Consider the following 23500-nt stretch of genomic DNA (forward strand, 5'->3'; position numbering starts at 1 on the left):
AAATTAAAGGCTAAGTTTCCTTTTAATTTTTAACACTAATTTTTTAAAAGGATTTTTTGTTTCCTCAAGGTAACTTTCGCTAAACCAATAATTTAAATCTTTTTTTGTCTTGGCAAATTCGCCCTCCACCTTTTTTAAAAAGTCTTCTTCTTTCGGTTCCCAAAATCCTTGTTTCTCCCAAATCTTAGCAAAGACTATTTCTGCATAAAAAGCCTGTAAAAGGCTCAAAACTAGTCCATGTAAGCCGTCTTTGTAGCCCTTTTGGGCAAAAAAGGTTTTTAAAAAATCTTCAACGGGCCACGTTATGGCGTCCGTCCATTTTAATTTTTTCCCACTTCGTAAAAAAACATCGGTTTCGTTTTCGGTATAAATTTTATCGAGTTTATAAAGAAATTGAGAAACAGAAACGTAATTTAGGTGTGTCAGCGGATTTTTCAAATGACCCGTTGAACCGTTAACCTCAAGAGCTTCATGAATATGCTTTTCGGGAAATCTGCCCCTGCCCTTACGAAAGAGCCGTAGCTGCTCATCCGGCGACCAAAGAGAATGCTGAATCCATTTTCCAAAAATAATATTTTTCCGGGGAATCCAATAACCGTCGACGCTTGATGCTTGATCCTTAACACTTGCTGCTATTTCATCTCTTAATTCCGGAGTAACGCGTTCGTCGGCGTCCAAATTAAGAAGCCAGTCTCCGCTGGCCTTCTCAAAGCCAAAATTTTTATTAATATTGAGCATTAAATTATTCGGTTGGGTATAAATTTTTGCTCCATACGCCTGACCAATTTCCTGTGTTTTATCCGTGGAGTTATTGTCAATTAAGATAATCTCATCTCCTAATTGTCTTACGGATTCAAGACAATCCTTGATGTTTTTTTCCTCGTTATAGGCAGAAATTACGACCGAAAGTTTTGCCATAAAGTTTTCGCCTCCTCAAAAATTCTCCCTTTGGTCAAAATATAAACCGAAACTAAATAAATTATACTCCCCATCAAAAGAACAAAGATTAACCAGGTCATTTTGGTCGTTAAAGCCAATGTCAGATAAAAAAAGACGGCTAAGATCATTGAGGCAACCAAAGATGGCATAATATTGGCAACCAGATGAAAACGAACAAAGCGTTTGACCATAAGAACCGGAATAACGACGGTTAAACCGATCATGGCCGAAGAAACGGCCACCCCATTAAAGCCTAACTTAAAAACCAAAAACGGCCCTAAAAGCCAAGTCAGAACAGTCCAAACAATCATCAGATAAAGGGTTATTTTTATTTTGCCGATCGCATTTAAAACATTGGTTAAGGGCGTGGAGAGGCCGGCAAAAATGCTGGCAATAACGAAAAGGTAAAAAGAGAAAAGTGCCGGTTCCCACTTAAGGTACTTCGGGATGAAAAAGACGAGCGGTTTGATGGCAAAAACAAAAGCCACGCTTAACGGTAGAATCAAAAACGAAAGAAAAAAGATTGATTTATCCAAGGCTTTACCTAAATACTCGGGTTTTTCCTGAAGTCTGGCGTAGGCGGGGAAAGTAACCTTAATGACATTGTCCATAACAAGCCTTAAAGGAAATTCGGCCCATTTTTTCGCCCAGCCGATATAACCTATCTGATTAAAAGGCAAAACTTTCCCTAAAAAAATCGTAAAAAGATCATCCTTAATCAGGGCTAAAATTGAGTTTGCCTGAAAAGGTAAACCGAAAGATAATAGCCTTTTGGCTACCGTTTTGGAAAAACCGATACCTATTTTCCAGGGAGAAAGAACATAAATGGCTGCTAGACCAATAACGCCCCTTGCCAAAACCGCCCAGGTAAAAGAGGTCAGACCAAAACCCTTAACGGCCAAAACAACCACGATGAGGCTAAAGGCGTTGGTTTCGAGAATCTGCGGGATAACCAATTTATTAAAAGCTAATTTCCGCTCGAGAAGAATGGAAGGAATGGTTTTTAAGGAAGACAAAAAGAAAGAGACTACCAGTGCCCGAAAAAGCCAAAGACCAGCCGTGTCTAAATTATAAAAACTTGAAAGCTGCCTTGAAAGGAGTAAGGCTATAATCACGATTGCTCCCACTAAGACCTGTTGAATGGTAAAGGTCGTTTTTAAGTCGTCCTCTGTAACCGCTTCTCTTTTTTGAATTAAGGCTGCCGCCAGACCAATATCAGAAAAATAACCCAGAAAGGAAATGACGGCGGAAACGACAAAAAAGACACCAAAAACCGAAGGCGCCAAGAAAATGGTTAAGAGAAAGGTCGTAAGAAAAGAAATTATCTGTAGAAGAAAAGTCCTTGAGGTTAAAGCCAAAACACCGCCTACAGCCCGTTTTTTCACCTCTTCAAGACCAATTTCATCCATAGTCTAAATTATACCAAAGTAGCCTTACTTTCTCCAAGGACGACTAAAGAAGAGACGAAGAAGACCTTTTAGATCTCCAGAGACTGTTTTGAGGACACGGACGGTTGAACCGGGATTATCGGTCCAAATTACCGGCTCTTCATAAAGCTTGTAACCGGATTTTTCTCCGGTAATTAAAAGCTCGCTGTCGAAAAACCACTCGTTATCTATTATTTTGGGCAAAAGTTCGCTTACGACTCGTCTATTAACAGCCTTAAATCCGCATTGGGCGTCTGAAAAACTGATCTGGAAAAGAAGTTTGACGATGAGATTGTAGCTTCTTGAAAGAATTTCTCTTTTAAGAGTTCTGCCGCTAACCCTTGATTTCGGCAAGAGCCTTGAACCCAAAGCGATATCAAAACCATTCTCAAGGGCCTTGATGATCGCCGGCAGATGACCTAAATTGGTTGAAAGATCTATGTCCATATAACAATAATAATCAGCCCTATAAGATGCCCAGGCTTTTTTAAGAGCCAAACCTCGGCCTTTTTCTTCAAGACGCAAAAAACTTATTCTTGGGTATTTTTGTCCTAAATTCTTACCGATCTCTCGTGTTTTATCTGTCGAGGCATTATCAACAATCATAATCTGGAAGTTTTTTTCACCTAACGGCGCGATAAAATCCTTAATTTTTAAGACATTTTTTTCCAGTTCTTGTTCTTCGTTATAAACCGGCAAAGCGATCAATATTTTAGGACCGTTTTTCATGTTTAGGCAAAAATAATAGCATAATCAGGCTAAAAAAACTAATTACCGACGCAAAATTACCCAAGGTCCTTAATGGTGTATCGTTAAAGACGACCTCAACCAAATGACTCCCTTTGGGAACAGCGACGGTTATCAATTTAAATTTATTGTTGTCGTCAATTTTGGTTTTTTGACCGTCGATTTTAACCTCCCAGCCGGGAAAATTATAGGTGTTAACCGTTAATTTCCCTCCTTCGCCAAAGACTTCATATTTTTTCTCATGAGGTAAAATTTGTTTTTCTTTAACCTGAAGCCTACCATCCGAAACAAAAGAATTTATCGGTATTTCTTCCCTTTTAATATCAACTTGAGTCGTTTGAATATCCGAAAGCACGGTCGCAATTCCCTTTGGGACATATTCAAACGACATTTTGCTTACCCGCCAATTTAACTCTTCTTTTGTCGTGTAGTCTTTATCCGTAACTTCAAGATAACGGGCCGGCCGAAAATAATCCCTATTAAGGAGGACAACAAAGGCAATCAAGAAAGCTAACATTAACCATTTGGTAAAAGGCTGACGAATTTTAGAGACGTAACTTGCCAAACCGCCCGCCAAAAGAGAGGAAAAAAGAGCGGTAAAAACTAAAAACCGCCAGGGAAATTGAACATACCAAAGCGGCTGCAGCTTATCCCAAATGAATTGGGAGTAAAAACTCGCCATGAATAAAGAAAACATAAAACATAAAACATAAAACATAAAAACTTGCCACTCTTTTCTCTTTTTCAAAAAAAGATATAAACCGAAAACGCCTCCCAAGAAACTTAAAAGCAGGTGCAATTTGCCCACCTCAAAGGAGATCCCGTCGTTTAGTCCGTAAATTGACCCTCCATAACCCCAGGGAGAACTTATAAACTGACGTAAATAAACAAAGTGAAGTTTATAAGATGCCAACTCTCCGGTTAAAATCTGATCAACCAGAGTATATTGCCGTTCAAGAAGGGCCGGCAACCAAAAGTAAGCGCTTAAGCCTAAAAATAGCATGAAGGAACAAAGAAAAGACAGGATAATTTTTTTCTTATCCTTCTTTGGTAAAACTAAAAAGCCGGCAAAGGCAAAATAAAATGGCAAAAAGATTAAAGCTATCAGATTGTGGCTTAGAAGCAGTAATGACAAAAAACAACTATTGATAACTAGCCAATTTCTGTTTCTTTCTTTAATTAATTTGAAGGTCGACCATAAAACCGCCGGTAAGAAAACAAAAGCGTAAAATTCTGCCAAGGCTCCCCGAACATAGAGATCAAGCGAATGATACGGCGCATAAAGATAAAAAACCGCCGTAACCAAGCCGCCGCTTTTGCCAAAGAATTCTTTAGCCAGAAGATAACTGAAAAGTCCCGATAAAAGAAACCCCAGTCCCATCACTATCTTTGTGGAGTCAATTAAAGAAATTCCCAGAAGATGGAAAATCTCTCCAAAGTAATAAACAAAGGGCGGATAAAAATTGAAAAAAGGATAACCAAAACCAAAGCCTAATCCGTCAATCCACCTTGGTGGAAATTGACCGGCGGAAAGGGTTTGGTTCAGCTCAAAAAGTCTGGCAATCTGTTCATCGTCATGCATGGGGAAAAATCCCGAATGAAAAAGAGGGAAAACGGCCCAAAAGCTTAAAAACAAAAGAAGAAAAAACGGCAATAATTTTTTAAACATCTTTTAATTTCCTCCTGAAGAGCAAACCCAAAATTAAACCTGTAAAGGTGACGAAACTTAAAATATCGCTTAACTTCCGCAGGGTCGTTTCTTCCCATAAAACTTCAATTTTATGTTTACCCTGGGGAACTGATAGAAAAATCAGCCCGCCTTCATTCTCAAAAAAAATTGCGGTCTTAACTTCGTCGATTTCAGCCAGCCAGCCGGGGAAATAAACGAGATTAACTTTGATTGTTGTTTCTGTCTGGTTTTCTGTCGTAAAAATAATTCTTCGCGAATTTTGCAAAATCAGGTTTATTTGGCCTTGACCAGAAACTAATTCGATCTTTTTTCCCGGATGATTAGCGGGAAAATTTTTTACCCATCGCGGGGTGTATTCTCTTTTTACCGTCGTCGTGTCTTCATTAGTCGTATAAAACTCTTCTGTTCTTAGCTCATATTTTATTTGGTTAAGACGCGGCCATGAGGAAAGAAAAAAGACAACAAGGATTAAAATTCCGACACTCAATTTAGTTTTCGAAGACAGAGTATTAAGCGAAAAAGCGGTTAAAAAACTTAAACAAATGATCGCTAAAGAAAGAAAACGCCAGGGAAACTGAACCAGTTTGGGTAGCGGTATAACCTGCCAAACAACGCTAGATAGCGGCATGGCCAAAAAAATAGAAAGAAGAAAAATTATTAAAAATAATAAAGCTTTTTTGTCTCTTTTCTTTAAAAGAATTAATAAAGAACCTGAAGCCAAAATAAGACTCTCCCAACCCAAAAGAGAGAAATTTTTGCTGTTTAGGAAAAAGTTTTGCCATTGGGAAACCGTTACCTGACTAAAAATGGTGTCTTGTTGATCCCAAAGGGCCGGTACCCAGAAAAAAGCGGAAAGAAGAAAGGCAAGAAGAAAGGAAAGTATCAGACCGGAGGTCTTAAACATTTTTCCCAAAAAACCGTAGAGAAAAATTACCGGTAAAAAAATCAGAGCCAGGGTGTTGTGCGAGGTAATTAAGATTGCGGTAAAAAGGGCGGTCAAAAAAATATTTTTCTTTTCCACCAACCAGAAAATTAACGGTAAAATGGCCAAAGCTACCGCCTCGCCCAACGAACCTCTGGTATAAATGTCGAAAAGATGATAAGGAGCGTAAAGATAAACAAAACTGCCAACCAAAGCCGGCCAAGAAGGAAACAATTTCCTAAGCCAAAGATAACAAAAGATACCCGAGAAAATGAGACTTAGACCAAAGAGTATTTTAATCGACAAAATAAAATTAAATCCCAAAAGATGGATCATTTCTCCCAAATAAAGAGCTCCGGGGTAAAGAAAATTGAAAACAGGGTAACCATACCCGAAGTTTAAACGGCCGGCCCAGCGAACCGGAAATTGGCCATCACGAAGACTACGGTGAAAATCAGACAGCCTAACAATCATCCAACCGCCGTCATCACTCACAAACATCCCTGGCCGAAAAAGTGGTAAAAGCAAAGGAACAGTCAAAACAAAAAGAAGCAAAAACGGCCAAAGGTGAGTTTTGTTTTTTTTAAGATAAGTTTTTATTTTTTCCATAGACATAAACCGCCAGAACGGTCATAAAACCAAAAACCAACGTGATAGTAAAACCGGCCTTCAGCGAATCAGGCTCATAGGCAAACTCAACTTTATGCTCTCCCTTAGGAACAATAATCCCTCTAAAGGAATAATTTGTCCTGTATGTTTTCGTTTGCTTCCCGTCAACTCTGGCATACCATCCGGGATAATAATTATCGGTAAGAACCAAAAGGCCGCTTTTGTCATTGACAGTTTCCATTGACATCTTGTTGGGAGAGGAAACGGTTAATTTAATTTTTCCCCCAGATTCTACGGGTGGCGGATTGATTTCTTCCTCTAAAACAGCGATTTTTTCCTTATAATCCTTCTTTAAAAGTTCATCAATAATCTCCTGATTATTGTTTTTGACGATTATTTTTTCGGCAAAATAGATCCTCGGATAGGCTTTTTTATTCTCATAAATCTTAAATTTCCCGTCCTGCCAAAGAAGTTCATAACGTTCTGGGGGAAATTTCCATAATTCCGGCTCAAAATTTTCTTTGGGGATATCATTTTTGTCTAAAATGTATTTTATGCTCAAGAGATCAAGCATTTTTTCCTTATACTTCCACTCTTCTTTATTGGGATCTAAATTGACATCACTTCTGGGAATAGTTGCCGGAATTTGGCCATTTCTGGCCGAATAAACAAACTCGCCGTATCTTTTCATAAATAAGGAGTCATAACCATCAGAATAATGCAAAGAGTAAACGGTCGGAAAATTAGTCGTCACGTAGGTTGCGGCCTGTCCCCAAAATCTGTCAATGCCTGCCTTTTCTTGCAAATAAGTAAAAACCGGATGTTCGGGGAAAAGATATTCTTTTTTGGCCATGGGCAAATATTTATTGCCAAGATACAAGTATTCCAAAGCGGTAAGGGCAATAAGGCCGTAAAAACAATATCTTCGTAACGCCCCAAATTTGGTCAGAAACAAGAAAAATAAACCGGCGCCAAAGATTACCGAGGAAAAAGCGAGATTTCTGTAAGTCACCTTAGAAATCTTCAGAACATAGACATTAAGAGAATATTTGGAGAGAAAGAAATACGTTATGGTCAAAAGCGCGGTCAACAAGAAAAGGAATAGGGCCGGTTTTAGAGAAATTTTTAAATCTTTATTCTTTATCATTTTGTCTAGGCTTATGGCCGCAACGATAACCAGACAAAATTGAAAAATAAATAAAAATCTGGCCACAACGCCGGTTGAAAGAATGGGAATTTTAAAAATCATGGGAAAATAACCAAGAGGGGTTTGAAGAGAAAAAATCCAGGCCACCAAACCCATGATTAAAAACCACTTGCCTACTCCCAGCTCAATCTTTTTTTTGTACCAAAGGTAAAGCCCCGTAAGGGTAACCATTAAAGGGACGCAACCAAACCAGTGATTAAAGTCGGTGTGTTGGTCTCCCCAATAATTATGGGTAGCCATATTGCCGAAAAAATCTGCCGAAAGCAAGGTTAAAATATTTCTTGGCGGAGCCAGTGATTTTTCATAAAGACTCTCCGAAAAGGTTCCTTCCCTTGCGGAAAATTTATAAATTTCCCAGGTCGGAAAAAGTTGAATGGCGCTTAGACCTAAGGCCAAGATAAAAACAAGGGTTCCAAAAACAAAAAGCGAGGTTTTTTTGGCCCTGTCTTTTTCTAGGGCTACCTTCAGAAGCAAAAAAGAAACGCTGATAAAAAGAACATAGAGACTTGTTTGTGAATAACCTCCCAGAATTGAAAGAGCGGTCGCGATAATGCCGACGAGAAACCATTTTTTCTTCCCTTCGCTCATTTTTTGAAGAGCAAGAAGAATTAAAGGAAGCCATAGGGTTGTATGGCCGATAATCATTTGTTCCATCCAGAAAAGTTCAAAACTCATAAAGGCAAAACCCAAACCTCCTAAAAGAGAACTTTCCTGCCCTAATTTTTGGGAACGAAGAAAAAAATACATAAACAGAACCGAAAGAACGGGCTGAATAAGAACAAGAATTGTCCAGGCAATCTTCGGATTGATGAAAATAAACAAAAGATTAAGGGGGTAAAATGTCCCTGTTTGAACATTGGCGGTTAAGGGGTATCCCGAAAAAGCATAAGGATTCCAAAGCGGTAATTCACCCTTCTTTATTTGAGTTGTATAAAACATTTTCCAGGGATATTGTTGCCGAAGAGAATCGTCGGCAACTTGGGCTTTATTAGGAACCCAAGAAGAGTATTCCTTAAATCCTCCTGAAGAGAAAGGAAAATAGAAAGAAACAAGAAGATCGGAGGGAATCGGAAGAAGGCCTCCAAAAATTACTTTTCTGAAAAAAATCAGGAAAAAAAGAACCAAAAAAACCAGAGGAAATCTTTTTTTAAAGGTTTCAATCATTTTTTAGGGCTTAATTTGATAGACGTAGTTGTATCTATCCGTTGTCCCTTTTTTTGTTTTTAAAATAAGTTCAGCCAGCCAACCCGGTGGTGGTTGATTCTGAAAGAAAATAATATAGGTAGGTTCTGTTTTTGCTTTTTCCATAACCTCCGCCGTCGGTTTGTCCGGTATGGGCCAAATTCCCTTAATAAAGACATTGGTATCGTCAACCAGGTATAATTCTATGGCCGCCGGCAATAAACCAAAAGTCCCTTCGGTAAACACCGCAATTTTCTCTTGCCTGGCTTTCTCCTTAAAAAGGTCAACGCTCTCTTTTATCCCCCAACCCGATGGCCAGTCGTTAAAATACTGATGAGAGTCCGAGCGGGGAATTGGTGCTTCCGTGGGATTAACGAAAAGTTCATAATCCGTCTTTAAAGGAACAATAAACAAAATAACCAGCAAAAAAATGGTCACTATTTTTTTCTTAAGAAGAGTCCCTAAATTAAAAAGGGTCTTGGCGCTTAATAAGAAAAGCGGTAGCGTCATAAAAAATATAAAGCGAGGATAGATAACTTTGCCAAATAAGGCTAAACCGACAAACGGCACCATAAACCAAGAAAAAAGAAGCAGTTTTTCCCTGAAGAATTTCATCGCCAGAAAACTTAGAAAAACAGTCACAACCAATGGCCAACTTAGATAACCAATTATCCAACTCCAAAGGCCCGCCAAATTTCCATAGAAAAAAGTAAACGGATGATTCAACCATTCGGATAATGGGTAAATAAAGGTTGTGTCTTTTTGAGAAACCATGTGAAAAAACGGGGAAAGACGTAAGACCGAATAGATCATCTGGGAAACAAAACAACTTATTAAAACAAGACATAACCACTTACTTAATCTTTTAAGTCTCTCTTTGCAACTGAAATCAAAAAGCAATAAGGAAAAAGGTAAGAGATAGAGAGAGATGAAGCCCGAGGTCTTCGTTAGCATGGTAAAGCCCATCAGGCCACCCAAAAGGAGGGCGATATCTAAACGCAGGTTTTTCATAAGAAGAATCTCCAGAATTAAGGCCCAAAGCATCAACATGGCCAATAATCCATCCATGAGCGCCATTCGATCGTAAACCATCGCAAACGGAGAAATCAGGTATAAAAAGCCGGCAATTATCCCAACCTGCCATTTTTGAAAAATGAGTTTTCCGCCAAAGATTAAACCTAAAATAGACCCCGCTCCGGCCAAAACCGAAATAAATCTGCCGGCCGTGATCGGATCGGAAATTACCCTCATGGCCATCATGGTTAACCAAATAAAAAGAGGTTGCTTGCCGTCAGTTAGAGAAATAAAACGCCAGTTGGCATCATTCTTGGCAATTTGCGCCCAGCGAAGATAAATCGCCTCATCAGTAAAGATCGGGAAATTATTCAGTGACAAAAATCGCGAGAAAAAATAAGCTACAAAAATAACAAAAACGGCAAAAATCTCAATTTTCCTAAGATCCTTAAAAATGGCCATAATCTTTTTTTATTTTGTTTTAACTATTATATTACTAAACTTTTCTTTAACCAAATAAGTCAGGAATAAATAAAGGAAGGGCATTATTAAAAGAAAATATCTGGGCCAAACGGGAATAAAAAATAAAAACACAAAATAAATCACTAACCAAATGACGATTAGAGAAAGGCTATCGCGCTTCCTTTTTAAAAGATGAGAGACCAAATACCAGCTGCCGGCGATAAATAAAATCGGCCAGGTAATTTGCCACTCAGAAATATTGACAACGCCATCCCACCAAGTAGGCCATCGATTTAAAATCATCATGGGAAAGACCATTCCCATTTCCCCTTTAGCCCCCACCGTATAAAAATTCAAAATCCATTTTTGAACTCCCAGAAATTCACGAAAGCTATGGCCTAAGAAAAAATAACGGCCATAGGTTAACAAAAAAACGATTATGGCCAAAGGTAAACTTCGAAGAAAATTAATTAGATTCTTCCTTTTGCTCACAAAAAGATACAGGCCGCAGGTAGCTCCGACTAAAAGACCTGTGGAAACCGTATTTTTTGTTCCGGCCATTAACCCAAAACAAACGGCAAAGAGAAAAAATTTTTCCTTAAGAAGAAAATAAAAAGTCAGAATAAGAAACATTAAATAAAGCGTATCCAAGTAAGGAGCCCGAAGCTGTTTGTAAAAAAGCGGCTCGAAAGAAAAAAAAGTTACGGGCAAAAGACTCCAAAATTTATCTTTTAAAAAAAAGAGGTTCAGTTTGTAAAAGCAAAATAAGACTAAGATGCCGGTTAAAAGCGCAAAAATGTTTTGGTTTTGGAAAATAATAATGGACAAACCGATAAGATATTTCCCAAGCGGCGGCATTTCGGCATTTAAAATACTGGGGTCTTCTCCGTTAACATAAGCCCAGCCCGCATAAGCGTAAAGACCATCGTCACCGATCGATTCCTTTGACTGCGGATCAACCCATTGTGATTTTAGATAGCGATTTTGCCAATAAACCGGATCAAATTTCGTTAAGTATTCCTGCCGATATTCAAAAATCCGGAAAAAGAAATTAAAGATAAGAATAAAAAGCAAAATAAAAAGGCCCAGTTTCTGTTTCATGATTTTCTTTTTGAAAATTTAAGAGAATAAAATCCGGTGATGATCCAGATTAATAAAGAAATCCCTAACGGGATAAGAGTTAACCAAAGAGTTAAGTCAGACACGGGCGGTTGATAATGGCCAAAATAAAGAAAGGGCGCATAGCGCAAAAGTAAACCCAAAGTTAAACCCATCGTCATCATCGTTACGAACCTGCTTTCGGCAATCAGGCTGGCCATGCCGATAACGGTTATAAAATACCAGGGATACGATTCTCTTTGCACGATAACCGGTATTAAAGAAACGAGAAAACCAAAAAGTAGCATTTTGATAAACAAAAACCAATTCACGTTTTTCCTCAGTAAGGCGAGAAAATAAAAAGGGAGAAAACTTACGGAGATAAATTTAATGCCAAAAGAAAGAAAAAGAAAGAAAAAAGAACTTATTTTTTTTCTTAAAATTAATAAATAAAAGGACACCAGGGCAAAAAACAACATTAAAATATCATTATGACTGCTCACTAACGATTCAATGATAATCAGCGGATTAAAGGCAAAAAAAACAAGGGAAAAAAGTTTATCCTGGGGTTTTATCTTTTCCATGATTTTGCTTATAAAGAAAGCGCTGCCCAAATAGCCAAGAGTCATTAAGAGTTTAAAATTAAAAAGAGTTAAGGTAAATTTACCCAGACCCAAAAACGAGGGAATTAAAGAAAGTCCCAGGAAAACCGGTCCGTGATTATAGGTCGTATGGGTCCAACGCATAAAACGAATCCAAGAATCATCGGGAAAATCAAGCGGTCTAAATTGATACGGAGAAAGTCCGTAATGAGTAAAAATTCTTGCCCAAAAAAGATAATTGAAAAGGTCATAAGAAAAGGCAGCGTAGGCAAAAAGTAAAATTCCGGAGAGGAAAATAAGCAAAAACCATATTTTTCTTTCCGTAAATTTATTTTTCCTAACTAAAGATAAAAAGAGGAAATAAAAAAGAATCAACAATAAAATGATGATCAAAAAAATGACTGCGGAAAGCGGACGCTGAAAATACCCAATTTTTATAAAGATGTTTTGTAAGTCACGTGTTATCGGAAAATTGGGAAGAGTCAGATTAAGGTCTACTTGAGTAAACGAATAAAAAAACAAAGCAAAAATAAGAATTAAGTAGCTTATGGCCAGTATGAAATAGCTTTTATTATTCATACAATCCCTGGAGACTCTTCAGGCGAATTTTAAGCAAGTCACAAAAAGCCTGCCACGAATCCTTCAGGGGACTGACTCTTCTTGTCTCGACATAATGCCATTCAACCGGAACTTCTTTGATTTTAAAACCTAATTTCTTGGCGACAAACAGGATCTCGATATCAAAACCCGCCGTCACCATTGAACCGGAGACCAGTTTTTTTTGACCATAGAGTTTAAGACGATTAAAGATTTTCTTGGCGACTTCATTTTTAAAGATCTTAAAACCACATTGTGTATCGGTTATGCCCGACAAACCAAGAATAAGGGTTCTTAAAAACATAAATCCCCTGGCCATAATGATTCTTGAAAGGGGCGCCCCTTCTCTTTCCGTATTTCTTGAACCGATAACAACATCATAGTCTTTTTGAATCAGGGGAAGAAGTTTTTCCAACTCATTAATTGGCGTAGCCTGATCTAAATCGCAAAAGAGAACGTATTGTCCGTTGGCCCCAACCATGCCCGTAATAACGGTCGCCGCTTTCCCCTGATGCTTATTTTTAATCAAAGAAAAACCAAGATGGCTTTTCCTAAATTCTTCAATTAAACTTCTGCTTTCATCTTCCGACCCATCATCAACAATGATGACTTCCCATGAATACGGCTGTTTTTGTAAATAATCAGAAACTTTTCCCAAGGCGCCAAGTCTGATATTTTTTTCTTCGTTATAACAAGGGATAACGACTGATAAAAAGATTTCCTTGTCCATATCTTTTTTTAATTAAGTTTAACTAACCTTCCATGCTCGCGAGCATTTTCAAACATCCAATTAAAAAATAATAATGACAGAACCAAATAAATGATGTTCAAACCAAAGCTTATCATTAAGTTGCCAGTATTTATTGACCCTGTCATAATCACTCTTCGCATTTCTTCAAAAATATAGGTTGAGGGAAGCATCTGCCCGATTTTTTGAGCCCAAGTGGGGATCGAAGAAAGAGGATAATAGATACAAGAAAAGGGAGACACCCAAGCTAACAAAGCCCACGCCAACTCTTGAGCTCCAAAACCAAAACGAACAATTAAGCCATTGATGATAACGCCGAAGGATAAACCGAAGATTAAAAGATTGATAATCAAAAAAGGAAGATAGAGACCATAAAGACCAAAGATATTAAATTTATAAAAAATAAATGCTCCCAAGAGCATAACCAGCATTGTCAATGTTAGTTTAATTAAGCCCAAGATTACGCTGGCTAACAAAAATTCAGCCGTGGTCAGCGGTGTCGAAAAGATATTAATTAAGTTTTGATTCCAGGCCTCATCTAGGAAATTAACCGACATTTCTCTTTGGGAAATTGAGGTGAATTCCCAAAAAATAACTCCTCCTAAAAGAAAAGCGATAATTGAAAAACCAAAGGAGGCATTTTTCTCAAAAAAAGACATCGTCATTCCCCAACTGATCAGTCCTAAAAGCGGCCAGCCCAAAGATCCCTGCCACCTCTCCAGGCTTCTGGGCCAAATATAAAGATGACGGATAACAACGGCCACGATTCTTTTTAAGCTCATGTCATTTTCTCCCGAGTGACTTTTAGAAAAAAATCCTCTAATGTTGGTTTTTCGATCGTAATTTGCGAATATTTAAGCTTCGCTAATGACAATCTTCCCAGGAGCTGGCCTATTTTTTCCTCTTCGATCTCAATAATCGTTTCGTTTCCCTCTAATAAATATTGATAACCGTAATTATCAAGCAATAAATTAACTTTTTCTTGTGTGACTAAAAAAAGCAATCGCACTTTACAGGTTTTTATTTTCTGCGACAAACCAACGGGGGTATCTTCAGCAACGATTTTACCTTTATGTAAGAAAATTACCCGATCACAGATTTCCGTTATTTCCGCCATATTGTGTGAGGTAAAAAGAACGGTCGTTTTATCTTCTCTGACTTTCTTCAAAATAAATTTTCTGGTTAAATCGGCCACATCGGGATCTAAAAAAGCCGTCGGTTCGTCCAGAAGAAGAAGCTTAGGGTTATTAATAAAGGCTTTACACAAATAAAGACTGGTTAACTGACCGGACGACAAATCATTGGTTGTTTTATTCTTCAAATGAAAAATTTTAAATTCCTGTAAAAGTTGATCTGTTTTTGCCTTATAGTCGCTTACCTGATAAAGCCTGGCAAAAGTGTATAAATTCTCACAAACCTTAAGCCGCCAGGGAAGATTAACGTAAGCGGCAGAAAAATTCATGTTTCCTAAAATTTCGACTCTATTTTTCTCAAGCGGCAGATTAAAGATCTTAATCTCTCCGCTGGTTGGCTTGGTTAAACCAAGCAGCATGTCTATCGTCGTGGTTTTTCCGGCACCATTTGGGCCCAACAATCCCAAGATCTCCCCTTCTCTCATCTCAAAAGAAATATTGTTAACAGCCACAAATCCGTCGGTTGGCGAACCGAATCTTTTTATCAGGTTTTTAACTTCTAAAACGGGCTTTTCCACAAATTTAATTGTAGACTATAGATATTCATTTTGCAAAGATAAAACGTCATTACTACCCGTAGGGGAATTGTGTTTTTCCTGGATGGATCGTCCTCCTTTTCTTGCCTCATTTTCTTGACATAAAATAAATATCCCACTATGATAATCTTAATGAATTCTTTTCAATGATTTGAAACATTGAGTGTAAGTCAGAATTTATGAGTCAGGTTTCTAAAAGATTCATTTCTAAAGAAATCGAGGACAGGATGCTAGAGATTTTTTGGCAGTCACTGGCCTCTTGCTCGACAAAGGAAACCGTGGCTTCTTTCCTGGAAGATCTTTTAACTCCCACCGAAAAAATTATGCTATCTAAAAGAGTCTCTATTGCTCTGCTTTTATTGAAAGGTTACGATTACAAATCTATTAATAATATCCTCAAAGTCAGTGCTCCGACTATTTGGACAGTCAGTCTTTGGCTAAAAACAAAAGGCAAGGGCTACCGCATGGTCTTAAAAAGGATAATTCAGAATGAAAAATGGGATAAATTATGGCAAAACGTAGAAAAACAGATTCAAGACATTCTGCCTCCTAGGCCAGGAACGAATTGGGCTGAAGTCAGAAAAAGACAATGGGAGAAACGCCGCCAGCAACAAAAACCCTATTAAATTTCCATATTCATACCTCTTAATACCTCGTTTATATACTGACCGTACACCGTACCTGATCTGAATTCGCTTAAATGATTTGAAACATTTAAGTTGATTCATAAATTATCGTTCTTTTTTTTCATTGTTCTAAAACCATTTTTGATAACGATTTTCTCTTTGTCATCGGCAGGAAAAGCTTATTCGCCTTTGTAATGACCGAGTTTAACGACGCGGACGACGGAGACCTGCCATTCGCCTTCAATTTCAGCCCGGCCGAAACCGGCAATCTCCCAAAGAGAATGACCCAGTGGCTGGCAGGAAGAAACTTCACAGATAACAAGAAGTTGACTCGTGACTGTTTTTCTTTGCGGGTCGACTTCCTGATTCTCGATGGTGACCGGCTTATTCCCCCAGATTTCGAAAAAATAACGATAGGCATGATCCGAATTCTGGCCCGTAATTAAGGCAAAATTAAAGGGTTGACCATTCGTTTTGTCCAGAACAAAGCGGCTGATGGTTTTTGTCTGTAATAATTGACGATTAGGGGTAAACTTAAATGGCCTGCCTTCCCAATTAATCCAAGCTAAGATTCCGACAAAAAGAAGGGCAATTATTTTTACAGGCCGATATTTAAAGTGGAGAAAAAAAGAAGCTGTTTGCCCAACCAGTAAAAATGGCAGGGAAAACATAAAACCAAAATAATAATCATAAATTGGTTTTTTATAAAATCCGAAAAGAAAAACACCGACTGTCAACCAAAGAAAAAGAAGAACTCTCGCTTTATTGTTCTTTTTAAGAAAGAGGTAAAAGAAGATCGGTAAAGTCACCGCCATAACGAAGTAAGTTAACCAAGAACCCGAATTGGGAAAATAAGAAACTAATCTTCCAAAGAGCCGAAAGAGAACATCCCAACTAATAACCAAAAAATTTTGACCGGTAAACCCGGTTTCTCCGGAAGAGAAAATAAATTTAATAACGGTTTGCAGATTAGTAAAGCCATGACGAAGTTCAAAGGCTAAAAAGGGTGAAAAACCCACCAAAAAACCCAAAATCGCCAGAAAATAATATTTTATTTTGGTAAAATTCCGACCATAGATTAAAAAATAAATAAAGGCTACGGGGACGAGAAAAACAAAAAGGTAATGAAGCTGCAAACCAATGCCTAAAACAATCCCTAATAAAAATAAATAAGACCATTTTTGTTTTTCCACAATCAGCCAAAGAAGATAAATAAAGAGAGTCGAGAAAAACGGCACCAAGTTCGGATTCCACGAGGCGCGCGAATAGGCGATAACCAGGGGCGATAAAGTAAAAAGAAGAGCCGCCAAAAGACCAGCCCAAAGATTAAAAAGGTCCTTCCCTACTTTATAGACTAAAAAAATCGTTAAGATGCCAAAGAGGGCCACCATAACGGCAGGCCCCACAGGATCAAGTTTAAAAAGCCACAAAAAGGGCAGCATAAAATAATAGTAAATCGGACCTAAGAAAAATCCTCCCACCGAAGCCGTAGGCCCCAAAAGCGTCAATTTATGATCAACGATCATCCTTTTAACGACCAAAACATCTCTGCCCTCATCGCCCAAAAAGGTTAGATAGTCGGCGATTCGGTAAAGCCGAAGATAGGCCCCCAAGAGAAGAATGGCAAAAACTAATAACGGAAGAAGAAGTTTTTTAAAATTTATATTTCTTGTTCCACGTTCCATGTTTTAATGATTGGTCTTTTTCCAAATGACTCGAGAATAAATAAACCAACTGTAGGGAACAACAAGAAAAATAACGGCTCCGGCCATAAAGATCATTCGATATTGATCGCCGAAAAAATTAGTTCCCAAACCGACAACGATACCTTGAATAATGACGGCTCCTATCGAAGTAAAATTAAACTGAATAAATTTAGCAATGAGAGTTGTAATTTTACTTACTTTTTGATCATTAAAGGTCCAAAAATTATTAAGAGTAAAATTGGAGATAATGGCCATTTCTGCTCCCAGGGAAGCCGCCGGACCGGGTCTTAAACCAAATTTGTAAAAAATTTCCAGCCCTAGGGCGTTAATGACAAAACCAATCGTCCCGACGATAAAAAATTTTAAAAAACCGCTTTCCCAAAGTTCTTTTGTCCTTGCCGTAATCAGATATCTTAAAAGATTCGTAATATATTCCATGGGAGTCAGTTTTGATCGCCCGTAATATCTTTCGGAAAAAGTAATGGGGAATTCGGCGATCTTTGCCCCGTTTTTAAGACTCTTGTGCAGGAAAGCAACTTGAAAAGTATAGCCGCTGACGTTTTGAAGTTCATTTTTGGCTTTTTCAAAAAAATTCTTCTTAATCGCCCGGAAACCGCTTGTCCACTCGTGTATCCAAAAAATACCCAAAAGAGTGCGCACGATTAAATTCCCAGCTCTGCTAAAAATCTTGCGATGAAGTCCCCATCTTTTGGGGATGGAACCACCCTTTACATAGCGACTGCCGACAACGAAATCGGCCCCTTCCTCGATTTTTTTTAAAAACTCGGGGATTTTTTTAGGATCGTGAGAAAGATCAGCGTCCATTTGGACAATAATGTCGGCTCCAAGTTTTTGGATCGCATAATCCATACCAATAACCAAGGCTCTCCCCAACCCGACTTTTTCCTTATTTAAAAGTAAAAAAAGATTGTGATATTTATTTTTTAAATCTTTAATAACCGAAGCCGTTCCGTCGGGAGAAGAGTCGTCAACGACGAGAAGATCAAATTGATAAAAAGGTAATTTTTTAGCTACTTCTTGTATTTCCCTAATCAACTTCTCGATATTACCTTTTTCATTATAAGTGGGAAGAAGAACAACGACTTTCATAGTGATCGAAAATAGGCTATGGTTTGTTTTAATCCTTCTTCAAGACTGACTTTCGGCATCCAACCTAAAATTTGTTTAATCCGCGTAATGTCCGGCTGACGACGGGTTGGGTCATCTTCGGGAAGATCGGTAAATTTAATTTCTGAAGACGATTCGGTTAATTGTTTAATAAACTTGGCAAATTCCAGGATAGTGTGCTCTTCGGGATTCCCTAAATTAAAAACTTCACCCCTGGCTTTTTCGTTTTCCATAAGAATCAGAAAACCCGAAACTAAATCATCCACGTAACAGAAGCTTCGGGTTTGACTGCCGTCGCCGTAAACCGTAATCGGCATCCCCGAAAGCGCCTGAACCGTAAAGTTAGAAACAACCCGGCCGTCGTCTTTGTCCATGCGCGGTCCATAGGTATTGAAAATTCTGACGATTCTGGCATCAAGGTCGTCTTTCCTTACATAAGCCATGACCATGGCTTCGCCAAATCTCTTGCCCTCATCGTAACAGGATCTCACCCCGATCGGATTAACATTCCCCCAATAAGATTCACGCTGCGGATGCTGCTGAGGATTGCCGTAAACTTCACTTGAGGAGGCATATAAAAATTTCGCTCCGTTGGCTTTGGCAATTTCCAAAAGATTAAAGGTTCCTAAAGAATTGGCTAAAAGTGTTTCCGCCGGATATTTTTGGTATTGACCGGGACTGGCCGGCGAAGCCAGATGGTAGATAAATTGAACGCCTGATATTAAAGATTGGGAAGTTTTGTCTAAGGGTTTGGTGACGTCGCCCTCGACCAGATGGAATAAGGGATTATTTATCATGGGTTCTACATTTTTCCGGTTGCCGGTTATAAAATTATCCAAACAAATGACCTCGAGATCTTGAGCAAGAAGAGTTTCGCAAAGATGAGAACCGATAAAACCAGCGCCGCCGGCGATTAAACATTTAACTTTTGACATTTGTAATTTCTTAAACCCTGGCCCGCCAATAATTCAGAAGATCTTCCATGGTTTTTGCAAACGGAATTTCCGGCTTCCAGCCTGTAGCCTGACGAAATTTACTGCAGTCTCCCAAAAGAATAGAAACATCTGACGGTCGCAGCCGGGTTTGATCCTCTTTGACTTTAACCTTAACCTTGCTCATCTTTAAAAGCATATTTAACATATCGCTGACCCTAACCGCTTTTTCCGAACAGATATTATAGACTTCTCCCGGGCTGCCCTTTTTAACCGCTAAAAGATAAGCCCTAACCATGTCCCGAACGTCAGTCCAGTCCCGTTGTGATTCTAAATTGCCGACTTCAATGACGGGTTCTTTTTTCCCTTTTTCAATTTCGGCAATTTGTTTGGCAAAATTACTGGTGACAAAAACCTCGCCTCTTCTTGGACCGGTATGGTTAAAACCTCTGGTTCTTATAATTTTTATACCGTAACTTTGAAAATATTGATAACCCAAATAATCCATAGCCACCTTAGAAACCGCATAAGGAGACTGCGGACGTAGCGGATTCTCTTCCTTGATGGGAATTTCGTCAGGATGCACCAATCCGTACTCTTCCGAGGAACAGGCGATTTGAATGACTGGACTGATTTCCGCCCTCCTTAACGCTTCAAACAAATGAACGCTGCCGACAACATTCATTTCCATTGTCGTCGCCGGTGAAGCCCAGGATGTCTGCACAAACGACTGTGCCGCCAAGTGGAAAACATAATCCGGTTTAACGTTTATAAAAATGGAGTAAAGGCTGTGTGAATCTAAAATATCGGCATCGTAAAGCTTCAGCTTGTATTTGATGTCGTCAATATTATCGGTTTTACTCCGCGGTCTGGTGGTACCAAAAACCTCATAACCCTCCTTAAGAAGAAGTTCTGCCAAATGACTGCCGGCAAAACCTGTAATCCCAGTAATTAAAGCTTTTTTCATCTTCCGACTCCTTTATAAATAAAACCAAGTTTTATAATTTTTTCCGGATCGTAAATATTCCGACCGTCAACAATAATCGGCTGATTCATTAATTTTTTGATTTTAACCAAATCCAATTGTTTAAACTCATTCCATTCTGTCATAATCAAAAGAGCATCCGCACCTTTAACGGTTTCTTCGGGATTTTTACAGTATACCACATTTTTAAGAATTTCCTGGGCCTTAGAAATAGCAACCGGATCAAAGGCGCGAATTTTGACTCCCTTACTTTGAAGAGCCTCGATAACCTTAATTGAGGGCGCTTCCCGCATATCATCGGTATTAGGTTTAAAGGCAAGACCTAAAACCGCCACGGTTTTCCCTTTGACAGGATCAAGAAGTTTTATGACCTTATTAACAAAGTTCTCGGCCGCCTGCCGGTTAATTTCTTCAACTTCTGCAAAAAGGTTAACTTTTATTTGCGCTTTTTTAAACATGGCGTTTAAAGCTTTAACATCCTTAGGAAAACAACTCCCCCCATAGCCGACTCCGGGATTAAGAAAACTACGGCCCAGACGTTTATCCAAACCCACTCCGTCTAAAACCTGAAGGACGTCAGCCCCGACTTCTTCGCATAAAAAGGCGATGGCGTTGGCAAAAGAAATCTTGGTTGCCAAAAGCGAGTTAGAGGCGTATTTAATCATTTCCGCTGAAGGAATATTCGTTAAGACGAAATGTCCGTTGATGGGTTTATGAAGTTCCATAAGAATTTTTTGGGCTGATAACGAATCCGTTCCGATCACAATTCGGTCGGGTTGCAAAGTGTCAGCAAGGGCGGTCCCTTCACGCAAAAATTCGGGGACAAAAGCAACTTCAAGATCGGCCCCTTTGGGCTTAACCTTCTTGATAATTTCGGCAACTCTTTTGGTCGTCCCGACCGGCACCGTGCTTTTAACCACAATCACTTTTTGGCCTTTACCCAAATTTTTCCCGATCGTTTCGGCAGACGCATAAACCTGGGAAAGATCAGCCTCGCCGCTTTGAAGAGAGGGTGTACCAACGCAAATAAAAATAATGTCCGATCCGGAAATGGTTTCTTCGTAAGAAAGAGTGAACCTAAGTCTTTGGGCAGTGGCGTTTTTCCTAACCACCTCTTCAAGTCCGGGCTCAAAAAAGGGAATCATTCCCTTTTTAAGCTTTTCAATTTTTTCTTTGGTTCTTCCGACACACCAGACATCGTTGCCTAAATCCGCAAAAACCGCGGCGGTGACTAAACCAACGTAACCGTTGCCAATAACCGTTATTTTCATCGCCTTTGCCCTTTCAAAACCATTAAACCCTGCTTAAGGGTTAACATCTCAACTTTTAATTTTTTCAGTTTATCATTTTTTAATCTTAAAGAAAAGGGGCGAGGGGCTTTATTTTGGTAGTAAGTAATTCTGTCTATTTCTTTAATTAAAGATTTATCCAAAGAAAAGGTTTCGGCAAGAAGTTGGGCAACCTCAAAAGGCGTGTGGAAACTGCTGCCAACGACATGGAAAATACCTTCGGCCTCCTTAGCGATTAGGCAATCAATGGCGATGGCGATATCGTCAATAAAAGTCGGTGTCATGAACTGATCCGAAACCATTTTCAGTTCTTCGTGATTTTTGAGTTTTTCCAAAAGTCCCCTGACGAGGTCTTTTTTGGGAGCGAAATTAGCTCTGTAAGGAAAGGCTAACCGGCAAATTAAATAAGGTAAGCCGGAACTTTGAACGATTTTTTCTCCCTCATATTTGGTGACGGCATACCAGTTAATCGGATTGGGCATATCTTCTTCTTGGTAAAAATCCTTATTCCCGTCAAAAACGAAATCGGTTGAGATATAAATAAATTTCTTTTTTGTTTTTTGAGCCGCTTCAAGGAGATTCCTCGTCCCCTCAACATTAATAAGCCACGCGCTTCCTTGGTTTTTAAGTTCCCTGTCTTTTTCGCAGGCATCAACGTCGGTTTTAGCGGCAAAATGCAGGATTATTTTTGCTTTAGAAGCAAAAACGGCGTTTTTAACTTGTTCTTTATTGGTGATGTCAATACCGGTTTCATAGCTTAAGTTTTCAAATTCGTATTTCTTTTCCAGAAGTTCGACGATTCTTGAGCCGACCAATCCTGTTAAACCCGTCCCTAAAATAGAAGTTTTATCTTTCGCCATATTGCTTTTGGTAATACTTTTGATACTCTCCTGATTTAACTTTCTTCCACCAGTCTTCGTTGTTTTGATACCAAGCCACGGTTTTTTCAAGCCAACTGTCAAAAGCAAATTGCGGTTGCCAACCGAGCTCGTTTTTGATTTTTGACCAATCCAAAGCGTAGCGACGATCATGACCTGGCCTGTCCTTAACAAATTCTAAAAAGCTTTCGTCTTTGCCTAAGATCTTTAAAATTTTCTTAATGACACTTAGATTATTAATATCTTCTGTTAAACCGCCAACGCAATAGGTCTCCCCGAGTTCTCCTTTTTCCAAAACCAAATCAATGGCCCGACAATGATCTTCAACATAAAGCCAATCGCGAACGTACAAACCGTCGCCGTAAACCGGAACTTTTTTACCCTCTAAAAGATTCGTAATGGTTAAAGGAATAAATTTTTCCGGAAACTGGAAAGGACCGAAGTTATTAGAACAATTCGTGATTGTGACCGGCAGATTAAAGGAATGAAAGTATGCTCTGACCAGATGGTCAGACGCGGCTTTGGTTGCGGCGTAAGGACTTCTGGGATTATAGAGAGTTTTTTCGTTAAATTTATGAGGATCGTCAAGCTTTAAAGAGCCGAAAACCTCATCGGTTGAGACATGATGAAACCTTTTAACGTTATTTTGCAGGGCATTTTCCAAAAGAATCTGCGTGCCCAAAACATTGGTTTTAACAAAAACCGCAGGCGTCAAAAGCGACCGGTCCACATGAGATTCGGCGGCAAAATGAACGACAATGTCGGTACCCTTTATAACCCTGCTCACCATTTCTTGGTCGCTTATATCGCCTTTAATAAATTGGTAATTGGGGTTATCTTTGATAGATTCTAGATTAGCTAAATTCCCGGCGTAAGTTAATTTATCAAAATTGATGATTTGATCCTGGGGATGATTTTTGAGCCAATATAAAATAAAATTGGCACCAATAAAACCAGCTCCGCCGGTCACTAAGATTTTCATA

Annotated in this window: 20 protein-coding genes; 1 reads left to right on the forward strand and 19 read right to left on the reverse strand. The window is 38.8% G+C overall.

Annotated elements, in window-relative coordinates:
- Positions 1-3 precede the first annotated feature (3 nt).
- Genes M1575_00425 through M1575_00480 form a run of 12 tightly spaced genes read right to left on the reverse strand, consistent with a single transcriptional unit; the run spans position 4 to position 14955 of the window.
- Positions 4-918 (reverse strand): glycosyltransferase family 2 protein, encoded by a 915-nt coding sequence (locus M1575_00425; protein ID MCL5095191.1) that lies wholly within the window; start codon positions 916-918, stop codon positions 4-6.
- Entirely contained in the window at positions 897-2348 is a 1452-nt protein-coding gene (locus tag M1575_00430; protein ID MCL5095192.1) for an oligosaccharide flippase family protein, read from the reverse strand. Before M1575_00430 ends, M1575_00425 begins: the two co-directional genes overlap by 22 nt.
- 24 nt (positions 2349-2372) lie before the next feature.
- Positions 2373-3095, reverse strand: a complete 723-nt coding sequence (locus M1575_00435) for a glycosyltransferase (GenBank protein MCL5095193.1) — start codon at positions 3093-3095, stop codon at positions 2373-2375.
- Entirely contained in the window at positions 3079-4782 is a 1704-nt protein-coding gene (locus M1575_00440) for a 6-pyruvoyl-tetrahydropterin synthase-related protein (GenBank protein ID MCL5095194.1), read from the reverse strand. The genes M1575_00435 and M1575_00440 overlap by 17 nt, the downstream gene beginning before the upstream one ends.
- Positions 4775-6334, reverse strand: coding sequence for a 6-pyruvoyl-tetrahydropterin synthase-related protein (locus tag M1575_00445; GenBank protein ID MCL5095195.1), 1560 nt, complete (start codon positions 6332-6334; stop codon positions 4775-4777). The genes M1575_00440 and M1575_00445 overlap by 8 nt, the downstream gene beginning before the upstream one ends.
- Positions 6309-8705 (reverse strand): YfhO family protein, encoded by a 2397-nt coding sequence (locus M1575_00450; GenBank protein ID MCL5095196.1) that lies wholly within the window; start codon positions 8703-8705, stop codon positions 6309-6311. The genes M1575_00445 and M1575_00450 overlap by 26 nt, the downstream gene beginning before the upstream one ends.
- 3 nt (positions 8706-8708) lie before the next feature.
- A complete protein-coding gene (locus M1575_00455) occupies positions 8709-10199 on the reverse strand; it encodes a glycosyltransferase family 39 protein (protein ID MCL5095197.1) in 1491 nt (496 codons plus the stop codon).
- Positions 10200-10208: 9 nt separating this feature from the next.
- On the reverse strand, positions 10209-11300 hold the full coding sequence (locus M1575_00460; protein MCL5095198.1) for a hypothetical protein: 1092 nt from the start codon (positions 11298-11300) through the stop codon (positions 10209-10211).
- A complete protein-coding gene (locus M1575_00465) occupies positions 11297-12478 on the reverse strand; it encodes a hypothetical protein (protein ID MCL5095199.1) in 1182 nt (393 codons plus the stop codon). The genes M1575_00460 and M1575_00465 overlap by 4 nt, the downstream gene beginning before the upstream one ends.
- Positions 12471-13226 (reverse strand): glycosyltransferase, encoded by a 756-nt coding sequence (locus tag M1575_00470; GenBank protein MCL5095200.1) that lies wholly within the window; start codon positions 13224-13226, stop codon positions 12471-12473. The genes M1575_00465 and M1575_00470 overlap by 8 nt, the downstream gene beginning before the upstream one ends.
- An 8-nt stretch (positions 13227-13234) precedes the next feature.
- Entirely contained in the window at positions 13235-14026 is a 792-nt protein-coding gene (locus tag M1575_00475) for an ABC transporter permease (GenBank protein MCL5095201.1), read from the reverse strand.
- Positions 14023-14955 carry an ABC transporter ATP-binding protein gene (locus M1575_00480; GenBank protein ID MCL5095202.1) on the reverse strand — a complete coding sequence of 311 codons (933 nt, stop codon included), beginning with the start codon at positions 14953-14955 and terminating at the stop codon, positions 14023-14025. The genes M1575_00475 and M1575_00480 overlap by 4 nt, the downstream gene beginning before the upstream one ends.
- Positions 14956-15152: 197 nt before the next feature.
- Between M1575_00480 and M1575_00485 the strand changes: the two genes are divergently transcribed.
- Complete coding sequence (locus M1575_00485) at positions 15153-15599, forward strand: Trp family transcriptional regulator (protein ID MCL5095203.1); 447 nt, start codon at positions 15153-15155, stop codon at positions 15597-15599.
- A 179-nt stretch (positions 15600-15778) separates the two neighbouring features.
- On the opposite strand, the gene M1575_00490 is transcribed toward M1575_00485, so the two are convergent.
- The 7 genes from M1575_00490 to rfbB are packed head-to-tail and all read right to left on the reverse strand — an operon-like array spanning position 15779 to position 23499.
- Positions 15779-17284 (reverse strand): glycosyltransferase family 39 protein, encoded by a 1506-nt coding sequence (locus M1575_00490; GenBank protein ID MCL5095204.1) that lies wholly within the window; start codon positions 17282-17284, stop codon positions 15779-15781.
- A gap of 3 nt (positions 17285-17287) precedes the next feature.
- Entirely contained in the window at positions 17288-18415 is a 1128-nt protein-coding gene (locus tag M1575_00495; protein ID MCL5095205.1) for a glycosyltransferase family 2 protein, read from the reverse strand.
- Complete coding sequence (locus M1575_00500) at positions 18412-19368, reverse strand: SDR family oxidoreductase (GenBank protein MCL5095206.1); 957 nt, start codon at positions 19366-19368, stop codon at positions 18412-18414. Before M1575_00500 ends, M1575_00495 begins: the two co-directional genes overlap by 4 nt.
- A gap of 10 nt (positions 19369-19378) precedes the next feature.
- A complete protein-coding gene (locus tag M1575_00505) occupies positions 19379-20332 on the reverse strand; it encodes a GDP-mannose 4,6-dehydratase (GenBank protein ID MCL5095207.1) in 954 nt (317 codons plus the stop codon).
- The gene (locus tag M1575_00510; protein ID MCL5095208.1) at positions 20329-21621 is read right to left on the reverse strand and encodes a UDP-glucose/GDP-mannose dehydrogenase family protein; all 1293 of its coding nucleotides are present in this window, start codon (positions 21619-21621) and stop codon (positions 20329-20331) included. The genes M1575_00505 and M1575_00510 overlap by 4 nt, the downstream gene beginning before the upstream one ends.
- Positions 21618-22499, reverse strand: coding sequence for an SDR family oxidoreductase (locus tag M1575_00515; GenBank protein ID MCL5095209.1), 882 nt, complete (start codon positions 22497-22499; stop codon positions 21618-21620). The genes M1575_00510 and M1575_00515 overlap by 4 nt, the downstream gene beginning before the upstream one ends.
- Positions 22486-23499: a dTDP-glucose 4,6-dehydratase gene (rfbB, locus tag M1575_00520; GenBank protein ID MCL5095210.1), complete on the reverse strand. Its 1014-nt coding sequence runs from the start codon at positions 23497-23499 to the stop codon at positions 22486-22488. Before rfbB ends, M1575_00515 begins: the two co-directional genes overlap by 14 nt.
- Position 23500: the final 1 nt, after the last annotated feature.

Source organism: Patescibacteria group bacterium (assembly GCA_023473585.1).
Lineage (GTDB): Bacteria > Patescibacteriota > Microgenomatia > JAMCYU01 > JAMCYU01 > JAMCYU01.

Excerpts from the sequence above, each read along its gene's own strand:
- M1575_00425 (MCL5095191.1), bottom strand. The coding sequence starts at position 918 with ATGGCAAAACTTTCGGTCGTAATTTCTGCCTATAACGAGGAAAAAAAC.
- M1575_00430 (MCL5095192.1), bottom strand. The coding sequence starts at position 2,348 with ATGGATGAAATTGGTCTTGAAGAGGTGAAAAAACGGGCTGTAGGCGGT.
- M1575_00435 (MCL5095193.1), bottom strand. The coding sequence starts at position 3,095 with ATGAAAAACGGTCCTAAAATATTGATCGCTTTGCCGGTTTATAACGAA.
- M1575_00440 (MCL5095194.1), bottom strand. The coding sequence starts at position 4,782 with ATGTTTAAAAAATTATTGCCGTTTTTTCTTCTTTTGTTTTTAAGCTTT.
- M1575_00445 (MCL5095195.1), bottom strand. The coding sequence starts at position 6,334 with ATGGAAAAAATAAAAACTTATCTTAAAAAAAACAAAACTCACCTTTGG.
- M1575_00450 (MCL5095196.1), bottom strand. The coding sequence starts at position 8,705 with ATGATTGAAACCTTTAAAAAAAGATTTCCTCTGGTTTTTTTGGTTCTT.
- M1575_00455 (MCL5095197.1), bottom strand. The coding sequence starts at position 10,199 with ATGGCCATTTTTAAGGATCTTAGGAAAATTGAGATTTTTGCCGTTTTT.
- M1575_00460 (MCL5095198.1), bottom strand. The coding sequence starts at position 11,300 with ATGAAACAGAAACTGGGCCTTTTTATTTTGCTTTTTATTCTTATCTTT.
- M1575_00465 (MCL5095199.1), bottom strand. The coding sequence starts at position 12,478 with ATGAATAATAAAAGCTATTTCATACTGGCCATAAGCTACTTAATTCTT.
- M1575_00470 (MCL5095200.1), bottom strand. The coding sequence starts at position 13,226 with ATGGACAAGGAAATCTTTTTATCAGTCGTTATCCCTTGTTATAACGAA.
- M1575_00475 (MCL5095201.1), bottom strand. The coding sequence starts at position 14,026 with ATGAGCTTAAAAAGAATCGTGGCCGTTGTTATCCGTCATCTTTATATT.
- M1575_00485 (MCL5095203.1), top strand. The coding sequence starts at position 15,153 with ATGAGTCAGGTTTCTAAAAGATTCATTTCTAAAGAAATCGAGGACAGG.
- M1575_00490 (MCL5095204.1), bottom strand. The coding sequence starts at position 17,284 with ATGGAACGTGGAACAAGAAATATAAATTTTAAAAAACTTCTTCTTCCG.
- M1575_00495 (MCL5095205.1), bottom strand. The coding sequence starts at position 18,415 with ATGAAAGTCGTTGTTCTTCTTCCCACTTATAATGAAAAAGGTAATATC.
- M1575_00500 (MCL5095206.1), bottom strand. The coding sequence starts at position 19,368 with ATGTCAAAAGTTAAATGTTTAATCGCCGGCGGCGCTGGTTTTATCGGT.
- M1575_00505 (MCL5095207.1), bottom strand. The coding sequence starts at position 20,332 with ATGAAAAAAGCTTTAATTACTGGGATTACAGGTTTTGCCGGCAGTCAT.
- M1575_00510 (MCL5095208.1), bottom strand. The coding sequence starts at position 21,621 with ATGAAAATAACGGTTATTGGCAACGGTTACGTTGGTTTAGTCACCGCC.
- M1575_00515 (MCL5095209.1), bottom strand. The coding sequence starts at position 22,499 with ATGGCGAAAGATAAAACTTCTATTTTAGGGACGGGTTTAACAGGATTG.
- rfbB (MCL5095210.1), bottom strand. The coding sequence starts at position 23,499 with ATGAAAATCTTAGTGACCGGCGGAGCTGGTTTTATTGGTGCCAATTTT.